A 19,760-nucleotide genomic window follows, 5' to 3' on the forward strand; every position below is an offset into this window, starting at 1 on the left:
TATGAGCGATGACAACCAAATCAAAGAAAACCAGGGCGATGGAATAGACGCAGGTGAACTGCTGAGCGCCTTAATGGCGATGAAGAAGGGCAATTTCTCCCACCGGATGCCTTATGACCGGACAGGGCTCGCCGGTAAGGTAGCCGATACGTTCAACGAGATTATGGAGATTCAGGAGAGCCTGGTGAACGAGGTTCAGACGGTGGCCAGAGTGGTCGGCAAGGAAGGGAATCTGTCCAGACGGTTCGTGCAGAAGAACCTGGGCGGGTCCTGGGAGACGGTTACTGATTCCTTGAACGGGCTGGTCATTGACCTGATTCAGCCGACCAGCGAGATGGTCCGGGTGATTAACGCCGTAGCCAAGGGCGATCTGTCCCAGCAGGTGGAGCTGGCGATTGAAGGACGGCCGCTTACGGGCGAGTTCCAGCGAACGGCAAGCAATATCAATAGGATGGTCAATCAGCTCAGCACGTTCGCTTCCGAGGTTACACGTGTAGCGCGTGAGGTGGGTACCGAAGGTATTTTGGGCGGACAGGCTGATGTAAAGGGGGTCTCCGGCACCTGGAAGGACCTGACGGACAGCGTGAATTATATGGCGACGAATCTTACGGATCAGGTGCGCAATATCGCGGCGGTGACCACAGCCGTAGCGAACGGCGATCTGTCGAAGCAGATTACGGTCAATGCACGCGGCGAAATCATGGAGCTGAAGAATACGATCAACACAATGGTGGACCAGCTCTCCATGTTCGCCTCTGAGGTGACCCGGGTGGCGCGCGAGGTCGGGACCGAAGGCAAGCTCGGCGGACAGGCCGATGTGAAGGATGTCTCCGGCACCTGGCGGGATTTGACCGAGAGCGTCAACTACATGGCGTCCAACCTGACGAACCAGGTGCGGAACATCGCGGTGGTGACCACGGCGGTGGCCAACGGCGATCTGTCGAAGAAGATTACCGCCGATGTGCAGGGTGAAATTTTGGAGCTGAAGAACACGATCAACATCATGGTGGACCAGTTATCGACCTTTGCTTCCGAGGTGACCCGGATGGCGCGTGAGGTGGGTACGGAAGGGATTCTCGGCGGGCAGGCTGATGTGAAGGGCGTGTCCGGCACCTGGCGGGATTTGACCGAAAGTGTCAACTATATGGCGTCCAACTTAACGAATCAGGTGCGCAATATCGCGGAAGTGACCACGGCGGTAGCCAAGGGCGACTTGTCGAAGACGATTACCGTCGATGCGAAGGGCGAGATTCTGGAGCTGAAAAGCACCATTAACATCATGGTGGACCAGCTCAGCAATTTCGCCTCCGAGGTTACGCGTGTGGCGCGCGAGGTATCTACAGAAGGAATTCTCGGCGGACAGGCCGATGTGAAGGGAGTCTCCGGCACCTGGAAGGATCTGACCGACAGCGTGAACTTCATGGCTGGTACGCTGACGGATCAGGTGCGCAATATCGCCGAAGTGACGACTGCAGTGGCGAAGGGGGATCTGTCCAAGCAGATTACGGTGAATGCGACCGGCGAGATTCTGGAGCTGAAGAACACCATTAACACCATGGTGGAGCAGCTGTCGATCTTCGCCTCCGAGGTGACGCGCGTGGCGCGTGAGGTCGGCACTGAAGGGATGCTGGGCGGACAGGCGCAGGTGAAGGGCGTAGCCGGGACCTGGCGCGATTTGACCGAGAGCGTGAACTATATGGCGTCCAACCTGACGAATCAGGTGCGCAACATCGCGGTCGTAACGACAGCGGTGGCGAACGGGGACCTGTCCAAGAAAATCACTGCGGATGTGCAAGGCGAAATTCTGGAGCTGAAGAATACGATTAATACGATGGTGGACCAGCTCTCCATGTTCTCCTCCGAGGTGACGCGTGTAGCGCGCGAGGTCGGTACAGACGGCAAGCTCGGCGGCCAGGCGCAGGTGAAGGGAGTCGGCGGCACCTGGAAGGACTTGACCGAAGGCGTAAATAACATGGCCCGCAATCTGACGGACCAGGTGCGTAATATTGCAGATGTGACCACGGCGGTAGCCAAGGGTGACCTGTCCAAGAAGATCACCGTAGACGTCAAGGGCGAGATTCTGGAGCTGAAAAATACGATCAACACGATGGTGGATCAGCTCTCCATCTTCGCCTCCGAGGTGACGCGTGTAGCGCGCGAGGTGGGTACGGACGGCAAGCTGGGAGCGCAGGCCGAGGTGAAGGATGTGTCCGGCACCTGGAAGGATCTGACCGATACCGTCAACTTCATGGCGAGCAACCTGACGATTCAGATGCGCAATATTGCCGGTGTAACCACAGCGGTAGCGAACGGGGATCTATCCAAGAAGATTACGGTGGATGTCAAAGGCGAATTGCTTGAGCTGAAGAACACGATCAATACGATGGTGGATCAGCTGAATTCGTTCGCCTCTGAGGTAACGCGTGTAGCGAGCGAGGTCGGCACGGACGGGAAGCTGGGCGGACAAGCCCAGGTGCGCGGTGTCGGGGGCATCTGGAAGGATCTGACCGACAACGTGAATATTATGGCTACCAATCTGACCGATCAGGTGCGGGGAATCGCCAAGGTCGTGACAGCAGTGGCGAACGGTAACCTGAAGCAGAAGCTGACGGTGGAGGCCAAGGGCGAGATTGCCGAGCTGACGGATACGATTAATAACATGATCGAGACGCTGGCCACCTTCGCCGATCAGGTGACTACCGTGGCCCGCGAGGTTGGAGCCGAAGGGAAGCTGGGCGGTCAGGCCAGTGTGCCGGGGGCCGCAGGTACCTGGCGTGATCTGACGGACAACGTCAATTACATGGCGAGTACACTGACCACACAGGTGCGGGCCATCACCAATGTGGCTACCGCAGTGACTAACGGCGATCTGTCACGGGCGATTGATGTGTCCGCCTCCGGGGAGGTTGCCACGCTCAAGGATAACATCAACGAGATGATCCGTAATCTGAAGGAGACGACCCGCATCAACACCGAGCAGGACTGGCTGAAGACCAATCTGGCCAAGTTCTCGCGGATGCTCCAGGGGCAGCGTGATCTGTATGCAGTCAGCCGGATGATCCTGTCCGAGCTGGCTCCGCTGGTATCGATGCAGCATGGCGTCTTCTACATTAATGAACCCTCCGGCGGGGAAGCGGTCTTGAAGCTGTTCGCCAGCTATGCCTATCAGAACCGCAAGCATCTGGCGAATGAATTCCGGGCGGGGCAGGGGCTGGTCGGCCAGTGCCTGATTGAGAAGCAGCGGATTTTGCTGACCAATGTTCCGGGCGACTATGTGATGATCTCGTCCGCACTGGGCGAAGCAACGCCGCTTAATATCATTCTGCTGCCGATCATCTTCGAGGATCAGGTGCTGGCGATTCTGGAGCTGGCGACCTTCCGGCCTTATAGCGATATCGACATCGCCTTCCTGGATCAGCTTACGGAATCCATCGGCAGTGTGATCAACACGATGCAGGCGAACCAGCGTACGGAGGAGCTGCTGATCCAGTCCCAGTCGCTCACCGAGGAGCTGCAGAAGCAGCAGCTGGAGCTGCGGAGCACGAATGACGAGCTGGAGGATAAGGCGAAGCTGCTCGTACTCCAGAAGGCGGAGGTGGAGAGCAAGAACCATGAGGTGGAGGTGGCCAAGCGTTACCTGGAGGAGAAGGCGGAGCAGCTTGCCCTTACCTCCAAGTACAAATCCGAATTCCTGGCTAACATGTCCCATGAGCTGCGCACGCCGCTCAATTCCTTGCTGCTTCTGGCAGAACAGCTGGCCGAGAATCCGGATGAGAATCTGCATGAGCTGCAGGTGAAGTTCGCCAAGACGATACAGGATTCCGGGCTGGAACTGCTGAACCTGATTAATGATATCCTCGATCTGTCCAAAATCGAATCCGGCACGATCACGCCGGATTTCAGCGAAGTCTCGCTGGCGGAGCTGACGGACGGGCTGGACCGTTCTTTCCGCCATATGGTGGATGCCAAGAAGCTCGACTACCGGATCAAGATTGATCCCGGTGTACCGGCCAGCATCGCCACGGATTCCAAGCGTCTGCTGCAAATCCTGAAGAACCTGCTGTCGAACGCCTTCAAATTCACCGAGCAGGGGCAGATTATGCTGCAGATCCGCAAAGCGGCTGACGGGTGGCACCCGGATAAGGAGTCGCTTGAGCGGGCCACCACCGTAATCTGCTTCTCGGTAAGTGATACGGGAATCGGCATTCCGGCGGAGAAGCAGCAGATTATCTTCGAAGCGTTCCAGCAGGCGGACGGCAGTACGAACCGGGAATACGGCGGAACGGGTCTCGGGCTTGCCATCTCCCGCGAGATCGCCGAGATGCTCGGCGGAGAGATTAGCCTGTACAGCGAAGTGGGCAAGGGAAGCGTATTTAACCTGTACCTGCCGACAGATGCGGAATTCACTGAACCGGAGCCTCCGAAGGTTCATGTTCCGGAGGTCATTGACATTACCCCGGCCAAACGCAGAAGCAGCCTTGTCAAGCCGGAAGAGGAGCCCTTCGCGGATGACCGCGATGGGATTGAACCGGGAGACCGGGTGTTCCTGATCGTTGAGGATGACCAGAAGTTCAACGAGATCATTCTGGGGATGCTCCACAAAAAAGGAATCAAAGCGGTTATCGCCACCAGCGGCTGGGATGTCCTGGAGCTGGTTCAGAAATACCAGCCGTCGGCCATCACGCTGGATCTGCATCTTGGCGGAGATACGGACGGCTGGCTGGTGCTTCAGCAGCTCAAAAACGATATCGGGGTGCGGCATATTCCGGTCTGCGTAATGACCGTGGATGAAGACGAGGTGCAGCTGCTGCAGAAGGGGGCTTACGACTACTTCCGCAAGCCCGTGACCAATGAGGAGCTGGAGAATGCGCTGGACCGGCTGAACCGGTTCGCGGATCACACCACGGCTAATCTGCTGGTCGCCGTCCAGGATGAACAGGAGCGCAAGCATATAGCCGAGCTGCTGGACAATCCTGATCTTACACTCACCGCCGTAGAGACCGGGCGCAAAGCCTTGAACCAGTTGAACAGCAAGACGTTCGATGCGATCGTGCTGGACAGCAGCCTGGCAGACATGAATCTGATCCGCTTCCTCCGGGAGATGTACAAGAACGCCAGGAACAAAAGAATCCCTGTGCTGGTGCAGATGAACCGGAAGCTGACGCCGGAGGAAGAAACCGAATGGGATGAGCTGGCCAAGATGGCGGTGCTCAAAGAGGTGAAATCGGATGCCCAGCTGATTGATGAATCCACCCTCGCCCTGCACCGCAAGGCAGAGGATCTGCCGCCGCTCTCCAGAGACAAGCTGGTGAAGCTGTATCAATCGGATGAGATGATCGAGTATAAAAAGGTGCTTGTCGTGGATGATGATATCCGCAACATCTTTGCGCTTACCTCTATTCTAGAGCGTCATCAGATGAAGGTGATCCCTGCGGAGAACGGGCAGGATGCGATCACGCTGCTGGAGCAGACGCCGGATATCGGAATTGTCCTGATGGACATCATGATGCCGGGAATGGACGGCTACGAGACAACCCGGGCGATCCGGGAGAAGCCGGAGTGGAGGGACCTCCCGATTCTTGCGCTTACTGCCAAGGCGATGAAAGGGGACCGGGAGCTGTGCCTGGAAGCAGGCTGCTCGGATTATATTACCAAGCCGGTAAACAGCGGACAGCTGTTATCGATGATGCGTAGCTGGCTGGACGAATAGAGCAGGACGATTAGTACGGACCCTAAAACAGGTCCATGGAACAGGAACAGGAGCCAACCCCTTAGCCGCGATGATGCGGTTAGGGCTGACTCCTGTTTTTTTGCAAATAGGCTGTGAGTGTAGCTTATTAATCCGTAGAGGGTTCGAGCCGCCGGCAGGAAGCTCTCTCGATCAAGAGGGTGTCGACTTTGACCTTGGTGCTGACTGCGGACTGCCGGTGAAGAGAAGCGGTGAACAGATCCACTGCCCATGCGGCCATCCGTTCTTTCTCTACATGAACCGTGGTCAGCTCCGGGGCTACAATCTGTGATTCATTGATATTATCGAAGCCGATGACGGATACATCCTCCGGGACGGAGAAGCCCAACTCGCTGAGCGCCTTGATCGCGCTGATGGCGATGTAGTCACATTCACAGAAGAAGGCGGTGGGAAAAGGCTGTCCGCTGTCCTTCAGCTGCTGCAGCTTGTCCCGTAACGGTCCCTGAGAGGAAAATAAAGTCGGCGGCACCGCCAGCAGGCTGCTCCGGGGAATCTCCACCTGCGACTCCGCCATGGCGTCCATGAACCCGCGCTCCCGTTCCCCGAAGTTATGAATCCGCTCCTCGGATGCGATATAACCGATTCTCCGGTGCCCGTGGCCGGTCAGATAGGTGCCTGCCTGATAAGCACCCATATAATTGTTGATCTCGACAAAATGGACAGGCAGCGCATCGAAGCAGGTGTCCAGCACGATCAAGCCGGGCAGCTTGTCCGAGATATCGGCTATTCTGGCCGCATCCAGGCTGGTCCCGAGCAGAATCACGCCGCTGGTAGGCTCCTCCATCACTGATTGAATGCCCTGCTCATAGTTCTTCTCTTCAAGCGCGGAGAACATCAGACTGTAGCCCCCCATCCGGCAGCGTTCCTCGATATGATGAATCAGCTCCCGGAAGAAGGGCTGCTGATAATACTCCTCATGAACCAGTCCGGCATTGGTGAACACTAGGAACCGCAGGGTGGTGGCGTTCGCTTCGGCGGCCGCTGCTCTTCCCCTGCCGGTGTATCCGTAGGTCTCCGCCAGGCGCAGGATTCGCCCGCGTGTCTCCGGCCCGACCCCCGGCTTTCCGTTTAGCGCCAGCGAGACGGCCCCTTTGGAGACCCCGGCCAGCCGGGCAAGCTCCTCCATATTCAATGACAAGACCTCCATTCAGCATCGTAGCTTAAGTATGTTTAGTGTAAGGGAAGGCGCTAATTTTAGCAATGAAGCGTAATTTGTATTTTTGTTTAGTTATGTTTAGTGAATTTGGCATATCATCGAGGTTAATATAATAGTTGAATAAGCTGGTTTTTAGCTTGAATAAGAACGTTGACGATGGCATGAAGGTGTTGTAGGATTGCTTTATAATAAATTTATAGTTAGTGATATTAGTTTTTTTTAGTTGTTGTTTAGTTTGATGTTGCTATTTGTATATCTTAGGATTTATACAGAAGGGAGCAGGACTTATGGCTAATCCGAAGGAAGCAGGGCAGGCTGAAGCATTCCAGGGGAGGGTCTCCGTATCGGTGCCTGACCAGACTTCACAGTGGGGCGTATGTGAAATTGTACTGCAAGGAGGCCCTGCCGGGGGCAATCCGTTTACGGAGGTAGCGCTGCAGGCGGAATTTTCGATGGGAGAACGTTCGGTTCTTGTTCTGGGCTTCTATGATGGAGACGGGGTATATCGCATCCGCTTCATGCCAGAGCATCAGGGGAAGTGGACGTTCCGGACCAGCAGCAATGAGCCTGCGCTGCATGAGCTTGAAGGGGGACTGGAATGCACGGCTGCGGCAGGCGGGAATCACGGTCCGGTCCGGGTGCGGAATACTTTTCATTTTGCCTATGCGGACGGAACGCCCTATCTTCCTGTCGGCACGACCTGCTACGCCTGGACCCATCAGGGGGATGAGATGGAGCGCCAGACGCTGGACACGCTGAAAGCGTCTTCTTTTAACAAAATAAGAATGTGCGTGTTCCCGAAGTCATACTCCTATAACGAGAATGAACCGGAGTACTATCCCTATGAAGGCACGGTCGAGGCAGGCTGGGATTACAGTCGGTTCAACCCGGCGTTCTTCCGGCATCTGGAGGAGCGGATTGCAGATCTTGGGGAGCTGGGCATCGAGGCCGACCTGATCCTGTTCCATCCGTATGACCGCTGGGGCTTCGCGGATATGGGCAAGGAGGCGGATGACCGCTATCTCCGGTACCTTGTAGCCAGGCTCTCGGCGTACCGTCATGTCTGGTGGTCGCTGGCCAATGAATATGACTTCATGAGCAACAAGGTGCTGGCTGATTGGGAGCGGTATGCCCACATTGTAACGTCGTATGATCCTTACGGGCACCTGATCTCTAATCACAATGGCATTGCCTTCTATGATTTCAACCAGCCCTGGGTTACGCATTGTAGCATTCAGCGTGTGGATGCTTACAAGACCTCTGAGCATACGGATGAATGGAGACGGCGCTGGAATAAGCCTGTCGTGATCGATGAATGTGCCTACGAGGGCAATGTCGAGCATGGCTGGGGGAATATTACCGGGGAAGAGATGGTCCGCCGTTTCTGGGAAGGCGCGGTCCGTGGAGGGTATGTCGGACATGGGGAAACCTATCTGCACCCGGAGGATAAGCTCTGGTGGGCCAAGGGTGGCCGGCTGTATGGTACGAGCCCTGAGCGGATTGCTTTTCTGCGCCGCGTGCTGGAAGAAGGGCCTTCTGAGGGTCTGAACCCGCTGCCTTCGGAGTGGGATCTGCCCAGAGCCGGGGTGGAGGATGAATATGTTCTCTATTATTTCGGATTCAACCGGCCGAAGTTCCGCCAGTTCACGATGAACCCGGAGTTCCGCTATAAGGTGGAGCTGCTGGATACCTGGAACATGACGGTGGATGAGCTTGCGGGTAGCTATCAGGGAACCTTCAGGGTCGATCTGCCGGGACGGACATATATGGCGGTGAGAATGACGCGTCTGCGCGATGAGCATGACCTGGAGGCGAAATAAGATGTGGAAGGTTGGTGTTGTGGGCGCAGGGTATTGGTCGGACAAGCATTTGCAGGCATGGCAGCGTATCCCCGGCGTTCAGATTCAAGGCCTGTGTGACCTGGATTCGGTTAAGCTGCACAGTAAGGGTGAGGCATACGGGATTCCCCGGGACATGCTGTACTCTACGCTGGAAGACATGCTGTCTTCTGCGGAACTGGATATAGTAGATATTATTACTGCGCCGGATACTCATCCTGAGCTGGTCGGACTGGCCGCACGGGCCGGGAAGCATATCCTGTGCCAAAAGCCTTTTGCCCGCTCCATGGAGGAAGCCTGTGAGATGGTGGAAACGGCCCGTGCTGCGGGCGTCCGGCTGATGGTTACAGAGAACTGGCGCTGGCTGCAGCCGATTCAGGCCATCCGCAAGCTGCTGGATGAGGGAGCGGCAGGACGGCTCCAGACGATCCGCTATATCCACACGGATTATTATTCACCGCGGTTTGCCCCGGAGAATGAGCTTCCGCAGCCGTTCTTCCGGGAGATGCCGAAGCTGCTATTCTATGAGATGGGGGTTCACTGGTATGATACGTGGCGTTTCCTGTTCGGGGAGCCTAAGCGGCTATATGCGGAGACCCGGAAGGTCAGCTCTTATATTGCCGGAGAGGATGCCGGGCTGATTACACTTGGCTACGACGATTATATGGGACTGATGGATATGAGCTGGGCCACCCGGCAGAATCTGCCCGGCCCGCTAACTCTTCCGGTGCTGCCGGACCATAAGGAGCAGCTGATTATTGAAGGCGATCAGGCTACAATTAAGCTGTACAGCAGCGGCACACTCAGCCTGATTGATAACAGCGGAGCCGAGACGGTGGTTTCGGAGGACAACGGGCTTGATTTTGAAGAGAGTCATTACCGCCTGCAGTCGCATTTCATTGAATGCCTGAATAAGGGTGAGGAATTCCAGACGAGCGGCGAAGATAATCTGAAGACGCTGGAGCTTGTATTCGGAACCTACCGAAGTGCGGAGGAGCATGAGGTCATTCATTTAGCTTAACTCCAAGGTGGCGGCGTGGATAATGGGCGAGTGTACAGGTACGTTCATATATACGAAGAGCCGGAGAGCTGTTGTCCGGTTCTTCGCCATGCTTACCGGCAAGATTGGCTGATCTCCGGGGAATAGCGTACACTGGGTGGGTAGAGTCATTACTGAACTTAAGCTGCGGGGTGAGAAGGATGGACAAGCTGCTGGAGCAGATCACGGGCGAGCTGCTGGGACAGGTTAGTATTGAGAGCGTGAATCCGCTGGAGCCGGTGAAGGTCAGCGGTGTACCAAAGCCCTGGAGTGTGCTCGGAACCGGAAATTATGCGGCTGTCTTCTGCCGGCAGGGAGCCGAGGAATTCGCAGTGAAGATCTACGCGCCGGGCAGGCCGGGCATTGAGGAAGAAGCAGAAGTGTACTGCCGCCTTGGACAGCATCCGGCCTTCTCGGAGTGCTATTATGCCGGAGCGGATTTCCTGGTCCTCAAAAGGCTGGGAGGAGTCACCTTCTACGATTCCATGCAACGCGGCATTCTCATTACCGGACAGGCTATTGAAGACATCGACAACGCGCTTCAGTATGCGAGATCCCGGGGACTGCGCCCGCATGATATCCATGCCAAGAATGTGATGCTCCGGGACGGGCGGGGACTGATTGTAGATGTCTCGGATTTCCTGAAGGATGACGACTGCAGCATGTGGGAGGATTATAAGCGGCTGTATTACCGGTTGTACCAGCCGGTGGCTTCCCGCCGGGTATTTCCGGTTCCGCGCCTGATTCTGGAGACGGTCCGCAGAGGGTACCGGTTCTGGCGGCGGCGGAAGCAGAGGCGGAGCGGCTTCAATCATTTGAAAAGGTAACTATATAACATCTGCACGGAACTAAGCGCGGCCATGTCTGGATTTTGCTATTCCCGTGACTTGAAAGTGAAGGTTTGGCAGAGCGATTCCAGATATAATCGATATAGAACCTAGAATTCAATTGAAAATGGACAGGAGCGCGGCTTCATGCACTATACCAATCCCATCATATCCGGTTTCCATCCCGATCCCAGCATCTGCAGGGTAGGGGATGATTATTATCTGGTAACCAGCACATTCGAATATTATCCGGGAGTACCAGTCTTTCACAGCAGGGATCTTGTCCACTGGCGTCAGATCGGCCATTGCCTTACAACGGTAGAACAGCTGCCGCTGGAGAATTCGTGGAGCTCAGGCGGAATATTCGCGCCGACCCTCCGTTACCATAACGGCTGGTTCTATATGGTGACCACGAATGTAAGCGGGATGGGCAATTTCTTCGTCAAAACACAGCATCCGGAAGGCCCCTGGTCGGAGCCCTATCTGGTTGCGCAGAGCGGAATTGATCCTTCCCTGTACTTCGATGAGGACGGGCGCGTATATTTCCAGTCCGCCATGGACGGCGGACAGGGGAAAGGAATCTACCAGTGCGAGATTGATATCGGGACCGGGGAAATGCTGACCGGGAGTGTGCTGATCTGGACAGGAACGGGCGGCGCTCATCCCGAGGCTCCGCATCTGTACCGGAAGAACGGCTGGTATTATCTGATGATCGCCGAAGGCGGAACGGAGTATGGACATATGGAGACCATCGCCAGAAGCCGCCAGCCGTATGGCCCGTATGCTGCTTGTCCCCATAATCCGATTCTGTCCAACCGCAGTACGGCAATCAGCATACAAGCCACAGGCCATGCCGATCTGGTTGAGGCGCAGGACGGGAGCTGGTGGGCGGTGTGCTTAGGCATTCGTCCGGTCTCCTATCCGATGGGCCATCATCTGGGCAGAGAGAGCTTCCTGGCTCCCGTAACCTGGACATCCGAGGGTTGGCCGGTTATCGGGAACGGCGGCCACATCGAGCCGGTTATGGACTCGCCGCTGCTGCCGGAAGTCCGCTGGCCGGCGAAGCCCGTAAGAGACCATTTCGATGATACCCGGCTGGGGCTGGACTGGACTTTTCTGCGTAATCCGGCAGAAGGAAGCTGGTCGCTTGAAGAACGGCCGGGCCATCTCGTTCTGCATGGCCACGAGGCTACGCTGAATGAAGCCGCCGCACCTGCCTTTGCGGGCCGCCGCCTCAGCCACTTCACGGCCAATATAGCAGCAGAGCTGGATTATGAGCCGCAGCATGAAGGGGAAGAAGCCGGAATTACAGTATACAAGAACGAGAAGCATCATTATGAGCTGGTGATCCGCTCTGTCAGCGGGCGGAGAGCCGCCGTGTTCCGGCGGACGGTCGGTTCACTCCGGGTGGAGCATGTGGAGGAGTGTCCTGACGGGCCGGTCATCCTGAGAATCAAGGCGCTGCCCGGCAGCATAGAAGCCTCGGTTGAGGCACCGGATTCCGGGGTGATCAAGCTGGGGGCTGGAGAGACACATTATCTCAGCACCGAAATCTCAGGAGGGTTCACCGGGGTATTCGTCGCCATGTATGCAACGTCCGTGACGGGACAGGGCGCTCCGGCAGCGTATGACTGGTTCGATTATGAGCCGCTGGATCAGCCGGCGGTATAAGTTGTGAGCAGCAGTTCCTTGGGACATGCTGCTTTTTTTTGCGTTAAACACGTATGGACCTGGCTGCTGCACAACTACTGCTGATTGCGGTAGGCCTTCGGGGACTTGCCGTACGTTTTTTTGAAGAGACGGGCGAAGTAGTTACTGTCATTAAATCCGCACCTATAGGAGATGTCTGTAATAGGGTGTCTGGTTTGCTTGAGCAGTGAGCATGCATGTTCCAGCCGGAGACGCTGAATATAAGCAATCGGTGTAGTCAGATAATACGCCTGGAATATCCTGTTCAAATGACGGACGGAAATATCCGATTTGGCGGCAATGGCATCAAGAGTAACCGGTTCATGATAGTGATCCTCAATATAGGAGATCGCACTGGCGAGGTGCATCAGGCTGTTGTCCACGCCCTTCTCCTGAATGTCATAATGTCTGGACAGATACACGACCAGCTCCATGAATTTGGAGGCGAGCATGGTCTGATAGCCGTGCTGCTTCTGTTCATATTCGGTAATCATGCCGGCCACAAGCGATGAGACAGCCTCCAGGCTGACGATGGGGAGGTTCATTTTGCTTTTATAGGCGTTAATGCTGCGGTAAAAGGGTTCTAAGACAAACAGCGCCTGATAGCCGTTCAGCGTCCTTAAGTCCGGTCCGGCCAGCTTAAGCATGCCTGATTTGTACATAATGTTGCAAATTATGAAATCATAAGGGTCCTTATAGGCATGGGGAGTGCCGCCGTTAATCACGAATACATTGCCTTTCTTGATAAAAGCCTCTTCGTCGTTGACGATATGCGCAGCATGTCCGTTCAGCACAATGACAAGCTCGGAGAAGTCTGCATGCTGATGGAGGGAGGTGTCTTCTTCGTGCCCGCCATATTGGATAAAGAAAGGAAAATGCTCGTCAGTCGTGAACCAGTTCAAATAAACATTGCTCACAAAGCTCCCACCTCAGAAATACGTATTTGTCTATATAATGCTAGTCTGCGACTTGAAAATCAAGGTTATCCGCCAAAGGTGACGCTAAAATATAACTGTAAACGCATTCAACCAAAGGGGATGAGACGGATGAAAAAACAAATGCCAAGAAGATTAGGGATGGGTCTGCTGGCAAGTATGCTGCTCATTTCGGCAGGCTGCAGCAACAGCAGCAGTGCCGGAAATAACACAAAGAATATAACGAACGGAAATAACAGCGCAAATGATACAGCTCCCGTAACGTTTACCTTCTTTGGCGCCGATGCCAGTCCGAATTGGAACAGGATGGAGGATGATATCGGCAAGGAGATTGTTGCCAAAACAGGTGTTACCCTGAACGCGGAATATGATGTGGGCAGCGGAGGGGGACAGGACAAAATCTCAATGATGGCAGCCAGCGGAGAGTATCCTGATATGATCTATGCCAAGGGAGAGCTGGGCAAGCTGGTGGATGCCGAAGCCATTATCGACCTGACCGAGCTGATTGATAAATATGCTCCGAATATAAAGAAAGTCATGGATGGGAACATGAACCGGATGAAATACAGCAAGGATAATCAGGCGATCTATTCGATCCCGACGAATGTCGGCATTGATCAACAGAGCTTCGATGCGACGAACGGATTTCAGATTCAGCACCGCGTATTGAAAGAGCTTGGATATCCCGAAGTCCGGACGGTGAAGGATTTCGAGAATGTCCTCAAGGCGTATGTGGCTAAGCATCCAACGACGGACGGGCAGCCGACCATACCGCTGACCGTCAATGCTGACGGCTGGAAGATCATGATTACGGTGACCAACCAGGGCGATATCACCACCGGAGGAACCAATGACGGCGAATATTATGTGAACCCTGAGACGTACGAGACGATGCTGCATTATAAGAAGCCTGAAGAGAAGGAGTACTTCCGCTGGCTGAACCATATGTACAATGAAGGGCTGCTCGACAAGGAATCCTTTGTTCAAAAGGATGACCAGTACAAATCCAAAATCTCCAGCGGCCGGGTGCTGGGGCTCACCTCAGTGGAATGGGAGTATCAGGATGCGGAGAACGCCCTGAAGGCTGCGGGCAAAGACGAATATACGTACGCCCACTTCCCGGTTACGCTGAGTGAGGAGTACAAGGATCACGCCATGCAGTCTGTCGGAGTGGACGGCTACGGGATCAGTATCACCACGGCTTGTAAAGATCCGGTCCGCGCGATTAAATTCCTGGACTGGCTCTCCTCGGAAGAAGGCCAGGTGCTGAGAAACTGGGGGATCGAAGGCAAGCATTATAATGTGGAGAACGGGAAGCGCGTCATCCCTGCCGACATTCTCGATCAGAAGGTCAACGATGCAGCAAGTTTCACCAAGGCGACAGGGGTGGGATTGTATTCCACGCTGGGAGTCCGTTATGGGGACGGTGTGAAGGATTCTACAGGCAATTACTATACTACGAACTTCCCGGAACAGATTCTGGCCGAATATTCGGATGCGGAGAAGGCGAGTCTGGCTGCGTATAACGCAACAACCTGGAAAGACCTGTTCCCGGCGGAGGATGAATTCCCGGTCAAGGAATGGGGCGCGCTGTACAATATGCCGGTGCCGACAGATGGGGATTATCAGGTAATCTATCAAAAGACGCAGGATATCGTCCATAAAAGGATTCCCGAAGCCATCCTCTCCCGCACAGCCGATTTCGATAAAATCTACGATGATTTCATTGCGGAGCTGAACAAAGCGGGTGCAGAGAAAATGGAGAAGGAATATACGGAGCTGGTTAAAGCGAGAGTCTCGCTGTTTACCGGGAAGGAGATTGAATAGCAGAGCTGCTTAGCTTACGCGGCAGATATTCAGAGATATTCAAAAAGGGCATTTCTGCGGCTAAGAAATTAGCCTGGAAGGCCCTTTTCGTTCGAGTACAGATTCAGCCCTTCGGGATCTTCCGGTAGCTTGAAGGAGAGAACCCCGAAATCTTCTTGAACAGCCTGGAGAAGTAATAAGGGTCGTTGATCCCTATAGCGGAGCCGATCTCCTTAATGCTGAGCTCGGTAAGATCGAGCAGATGGCCTGCCCGCTGGATTTTGAGCCGCAGGAAATACCCGATCGGGGAGACCCCGGTCTCAGCGTTGAAGATATAGATCAGATGCTGCTTTGACACGCCGACCTGCTTAGCGAGCTCAGGCAGGGTGAGGTTGCTGCCCAGCCGTCCGTTCATATACTGGATCGCCTGTTCCAGATACGTCCCGCGTTTCTTCTCCTGCGCGGACGGGCCTGCCGTAATGCCGATGCCGGAGAGCAGCTGTCTGGCCGTCTGGGCGATGTGCACATGGGTAGCCAGGGCGTAGGTCCGCTCAGCCAGCAGCTCATAGGCAGGAACGAACCATTCGATGAGCCGGGCCTTGCCGCTCGGGGCCAGGGCGAGGGGAGCGCCCGACAATCCGAACAGCTTCACCAGCCGGTCCGCATGATTTCCTTTGAAATGGAACCAGTAAATGCTCCATGGCTCTTCCTGCATGGCCCCGTACCGGTGCGGGGTGTGTGGAGGAATAATGACCATGTCCCCCGGCTGCATGGTCATCTGCTCCCCATGATTCAGCTCCACCCAGCCCTCCCCCGCTTCACACAAGATCAAGATATGCGACGGGCTGCCTTCCAGGCGTTCCCTGAAATGATAACGGGCATTCGGGAAATAACCAATGTCCGTAATGAACAAGGAGGCGGTCAGCTCCTCCTGTTCCAATTCCTTCATCCAGTACTCCGGCAGCACATACAGCTTCTCCTCCACAAACCCTTCCGGCTTGCGGATATGACCGTGATTCATGCCGCTTCCCCCTAACAGATAGTAGGTTAACAAGCTTACACAGAATAAGAATATAATCCATCACTTCCCGCATTTCGTCAATTGGAAACTCCCCGGCCAGCGGCTAGAGTAGAACTATCAAGTCAAGGGAGGCAGTGAAGGGCATGCAGTATGCAGGTGGCGGTAAGAAGCCGGAGGCAGCCGGGGACAACGCTGACTACGGTGGCAATGGGGATAATGCGGATAATACGGACAATGTGGACAATACGTACAATGCGGGCAACGCAGACAACAGGGACAATACGGACAGCGCGGACCGGGTACAGGTACGGGAGACCAGTGTGATGATACCAACCTATGAGGCAGGCGCCGCTGATCCGAACCCCATGTTTCTGGAGAAAAGAGTCTATCAGGGAAGCTCAGGGCGTGTATATCCGCATCCCGTGATTGAGAGCATCTCGGATGTGAAGAAGGATAGGACGTACAAGCTGATTATTCTGGAGAATGAATATCTGCGGATAGAGATCATGCCGGAGCTTGGGGGGCGGATCTACCGGGCGCTCGACAAGACGAACAATTATGATTTTGTCTATTATAACCGTGTAATCAAGCCAGCGCTGGTCGGCCTTGCAGGTCCCTGGATCTCCGGGGGCATTGAGTTCAACTGGCCGCAGCATCACCGCCCGAATACGTTCGGCCCGGTTGAATATAAACTTGAGGCTGCTGAGGATGGAAGCGCTACCGTATGGGTGAGCGAGATTGACCGGATGTACGGAACGAAGGTTACGGCTGCGTTCAGACTCTATCCCGGGAGAGCCTATCTGGATGTCCATGCGCAGTGTTATAACCGGACGCCGCTGCCGCAGACCTTCCTGTGGTGGGCCAACCCGGCGGTTGCGGTCAATGATCAGACGCAGTCTGTTTTTCCGCCTGATGTCACAGCCGTCTTCGATCATGGCAAAAGGGATGTATCGCGGTTCCCTATTGCGACCGGTACCTACTACAAACAGGATTATTCGGAAGGCGTGGACATCTCCCGCTATAAGAATATTCCGGTTCCGACCTCCTATATGGCCTACAAGTCGGATTATAATTTCGTCGGTGGATATGATCACGGCGTCCAGGCGGGGCTGCTGCATGTGGCTGATCATCACATCTCACCGGGGAAGAAGCAATGGACCTGGGGGAACGGGGAGTTCGGCCAGGCCTGGGACCGCCAGCTGACCGATGAAGACGGACCTTATATTGAACTCATGACGGGCGTGTACACGGATAACCAGCCTGACTTCACCTGGCTGCAGCCGTATGAGGAGAAGAGCTTCAACCAGTATTTCATGCCGTATAAAGGCATCGGTCTGGTGAAAAATGCCTCGGTAGACGCTGCGGTCAATCTGGAGGTGGATGCGGCATTAGCTCAGGCGGTGGTGAAGGTATACGTGACTTCACGGTTTGAACAGGCCATTATCCGGTTAAGTGGAGCCGCAGGCGAATATCTGCGGGAGACTGCCGATCTGTCTCTGGCAGAGGCTATAGAGCTTACGGTTATGCTGGACCATGGAGAGCAGGAGCATGACCTCAAGCTGACAGTCCATAGCGGGGAGGGCAGGCTGCTGGTCGCCTATCAGCCGAAGCGTCCGGAGATTGGGCGTATCCCTGAGGCGGCGAAGCCGCTGGCCCCGCCGGAAGAGCTGCGCTCAGCAGAGGAGCTGTATCTGGCCGGCCTGCATCTGGAGCAGTACCGGCATGCCACCTTTGAGCCGGAGGCCTATTATCTGGAGGGGCTTAAACGGGACAGCGGGGATATCCGGCTGAATGTAGCGTATGGAACGCTGCTGCTCCGCCGCGGGCAATATGCTCAGAGTGAGCCTTTGCTCCGCCGCGCCATTGAGCGTCTGACCTCGCGTAATCCTAACCCGTATGACAGCGAAGCCTATTATCAGCTGGGGGTTGCCCTGCGCGGCCAGAACCGCTTGGATGAGGCTTTTGCTGCTTATTACAAAGCGGTATGGTCGGCAACCTGGCAGGATGCAGGGTATTACTCACTAGCTCAGATTGCCTGCCGGCAGGGCCGGTATGCCGAGGCGCTGGAGCTGGCGGAGCGTTCGCTGATCCGCAATGCGCGTAACTATAAGGCGAGGAACCTCAAGTCTGCTCTCCTGCGGAGGCTTGGCCGGCCGCAGCAGGCGAGGCGATTCGCAAGTGAGACTGTGCAGCTTGATCCTGCTGATTTTGGCGCATATAACGAACTGGCCCTGGTCCTTGCAGCACTGGGTGACCCTGCTGCGGCAGAAGAGGCGCTGACAGAATTGGAACGGCTTATGCGTGGTGACGCACACAACTACCTTAATCTTATGGCAGATTATATGGGCTGCGGACTGTATGCGGAAGCTCTTGCTATAGGAGAGAGAGCGGTCGAACGGGGCAGCTCCAAACCTCAATCTGAACCCGGACTGGAACTAGAATCCGAATCGGTCTATCCGATGCTGCATTATGCCCTTGGCGAATGTTATGAGTGTACGGGACAAAATGAGCAGGCACGGGAGGCCCGCCGCCAGGGGCAAGCAGCCTCCCCGCTGCACTGCTTCCCGAACTCCCTGTCCGAGCTTGAATGGCTGTTAAGCGCCGTCCGGGCGAATCCCCTGGATGATAAGGCCTATTACTATCTCGGCAATCTCTATTATGACAAGAAGCGGCCGGAGGAAGCGGCGGCAAGCTGGGAACGTTCACGTGAACTGAGAGGGGATTTCGCCATCGTTCACCGCAATCTGGCTCTGGCCTATTACAACAAGCAGAACAATCCTGAGGCGGCGCTCGCTTCACTGGAGCAGGCCTTCGCCTGTGCGCCGCAGGATGCGCGGATTCTGTATGAGCTGGACCAGCTGCGCAAGAAGCTCGTGTGGTCTGCCGGGGAACGGCTGGGTCATCTTGAAGCACAACGCAGTCTGGTGGAGCAGCGGGATGATCTGTATATCGAATATGTAACGATGCTTAACCAGCTTGAGCGCTATGACGAAGCGGTTAGGGCATTAAGCTCGCGTACCTTCCATCCCTGGGAGGGCGGAGAGGGGAAGGTGACCGGGCAATACCAATTCGCCCATAGCGGGCTTGGCAGACTGGCACTGGAGAACGGGCAGTATGACGCTGCGCTTAAGCATTTCCGGCTGGCGCTGGCCTATCCGCATAATCTGGGCGAAGGGAAGCTGGAAGGGGCGCAGGAGAATAATATTCAATATGCTCTTGGCCGGGTATACGAAGGGCTTCAGCAGGAAGAAGAGGCTGAGCGCTGCTACAGGGCGGCTTCACAAGGTCTGGCGGAGCCGGCAAGTGCGGTGTTCTACAATGACCAGCCGCCGGAGATGATTTTCTACCAGGGGCTGGCCTGGCTGAGGCTCCAGCAGCCGAAGGAGGCCAAGCGCCGCTTCAATATATTGATTGATTATGCCGAGCGTCATCTTTTCGATGATATCAAGCTGGACTATTTCGCCGTATCGCTGCCGGATTTCCTGGTGTTTGAGGATGACCTCAACCGGCGCAATGTCATACATTGCCGCTACATGCGGGGGCTCGGGCTTCTCGGGCTGGGCCGGTATGAAGCTGCGGCAGCGGAGCTTGATTCAGCTCTTGCCCTGGACCCTAATCATCAAGGAGCCGGGGTTCACAGACGGATGGCCGATAGTGCCCTGAACCGGGGACAACTCTAAGCAGAAGGAGGACAACAGAT

The 19,760-nt window shown here is 55.4% G+C and carries 10 protein-coding genes; 7 read left to right on the forward strand and 3 right to left on the reverse strand.

The annotated features are described in order from the left end of the window. Position 1 precedes the first annotated feature (1 nt). A complete protein-coding gene (locus NST26_RS07295) occupies positions 2-5,710 on the forward strand; it encodes a HAMP domain-containing protein (protein ID WP_340955152.1) in 5,709 nt (1,902 codons plus the stop codon). A 127-nt stretch (positions 5,711-5,837) separates the two neighbouring features. Here NST26_RS07295 and NST26_RS07300 read toward each other — a convergent pair whose 3' ends face one another. Beyond that, the gene (locus NST26_RS07300) at positions 5,838-6,875 is read right to left on the reverse strand and encodes a LacI family DNA-binding transcriptional regulator (protein ID WP_340958133.1); all 1,038 of its coding nucleotides are present in this window, start codon (positions 6,873-6,875) and stop codon (positions 5,838-5,840) included. 317 nt (positions 6,876-7,192) lie between these two features. Here NST26_RS07300 and NST26_RS07305 point away from each other — a divergent pair, with 317 nt between their 5' ends. The 4 genes from NST26_RS07305 to NST26_RS07320 all read left to right on the forward strand — a co-directional run bounded on the left by NST26_RS07305 (position 7,193) and on the right by NST26_RS07320 (position 12,280). Next, positions 7,193-8,725: a DUF5605 domain-containing protein gene (locus tag NST26_RS07305; protein ID WP_340955151.1), complete on the forward strand. Its 1,533-nt coding sequence runs from the start codon at positions 7,193-7,195 to the stop codon at positions 8,723-8,725. 1 nt (position 8,726) lies between these two features. Then, complete coding sequence (locus NST26_RS07310) at positions 8,727-9,764, forward strand: Gfo/Idh/MocA family protein (RefSeq protein ID WP_340955149.1); 1,038 nt, start codon at positions 8,727-8,729, stop codon at positions 9,762-9,764. 179 nt (positions 9,765-9,943) lie between these two features. Next, positions 9,944-10,609 carry a serine/threonine protein kinase gene (locus tag NST26_RS07315; protein ID WP_340955147.1) on the forward strand — a complete coding sequence of 222 codons (666 nt, stop codon included), beginning with the start codon at positions 9,944-9,946 and terminating at the stop codon, positions 10,607-10,609. 147 nt (positions 10,610-10,756) lie between these two features. Further along, positions 10,757-12,280 (forward strand): glycoside hydrolase family 43 protein, encoded by a 1,524-nt coding sequence (locus NST26_RS07320; RefSeq protein WP_340955145.1) that lies wholly within the window; start codon positions 10,757-10,759, stop codon positions 12,278-12,280. 74 nt (positions 12,281-12,354) lie between these two features. On the opposite strand, the gene NST26_RS07325 is transcribed toward NST26_RS07320, so the two are convergent. Further along, positions 12,355-13,215, reverse strand: a complete 861-nt coding sequence (locus tag NST26_RS07325; protein WP_340955143.1) for a helix-turn-helix domain-containing protein — start codon at positions 13,213-13,215, stop codon at positions 12,355-12,357. Between the two features lie 129 nt (positions 13,216-13,344). Here NST26_RS07325 and NST26_RS07330 point away from each other — a divergent pair, with 129 nt between their 5' ends. Further along, the gene (locus NST26_RS07330) at positions 13,345-15,060 is read left to right on the forward strand and encodes an ABC transporter substrate-binding protein (RefSeq protein ID WP_340955141.1); all 1,716 of its coding nucleotides are present in this window, start codon (positions 13,345-13,347) and stop codon (positions 15,058-15,060) included. A gap of 103 nt (positions 15,061-15,163) precedes the next feature. On the opposite strand, the gene NST26_RS07335 is transcribed toward NST26_RS07330, so the two are convergent. Then, positions 15,164-16,060, reverse strand: a complete 897-nt coding sequence (locus NST26_RS07335; RefSeq protein ID WP_340955139.1) for an AraC family transcriptional regulator — start codon at positions 16,058-16,060, stop codon at positions 15,164-15,166. Between the two features lie 323 nt (positions 16,061-16,383). Between NST26_RS07335 and NST26_RS07340 the strand changes: the two genes are divergently transcribed. Beyond that, a complete protein-coding gene (locus tag NST26_RS07340) occupies positions 16,384-19,740 on the forward strand; it encodes a tetratricopeptide repeat protein (RefSeq protein ID WP_340958132.1) in 3,357 nt (1,118 codons plus the stop codon). Positions 19,741-19,760 lie beyond the last annotated feature (20 nt).

Source organism: Paenibacillus sp. FSL R7-0128, assembly GCF_038002245.1.
Classification (GTDB): domain Bacteria; phylum Bacillota; class Bacilli; order Paenibacillales; family Paenibacillaceae; genus Paenibacillus_AQ; species Paenibacillus_AQ silagei.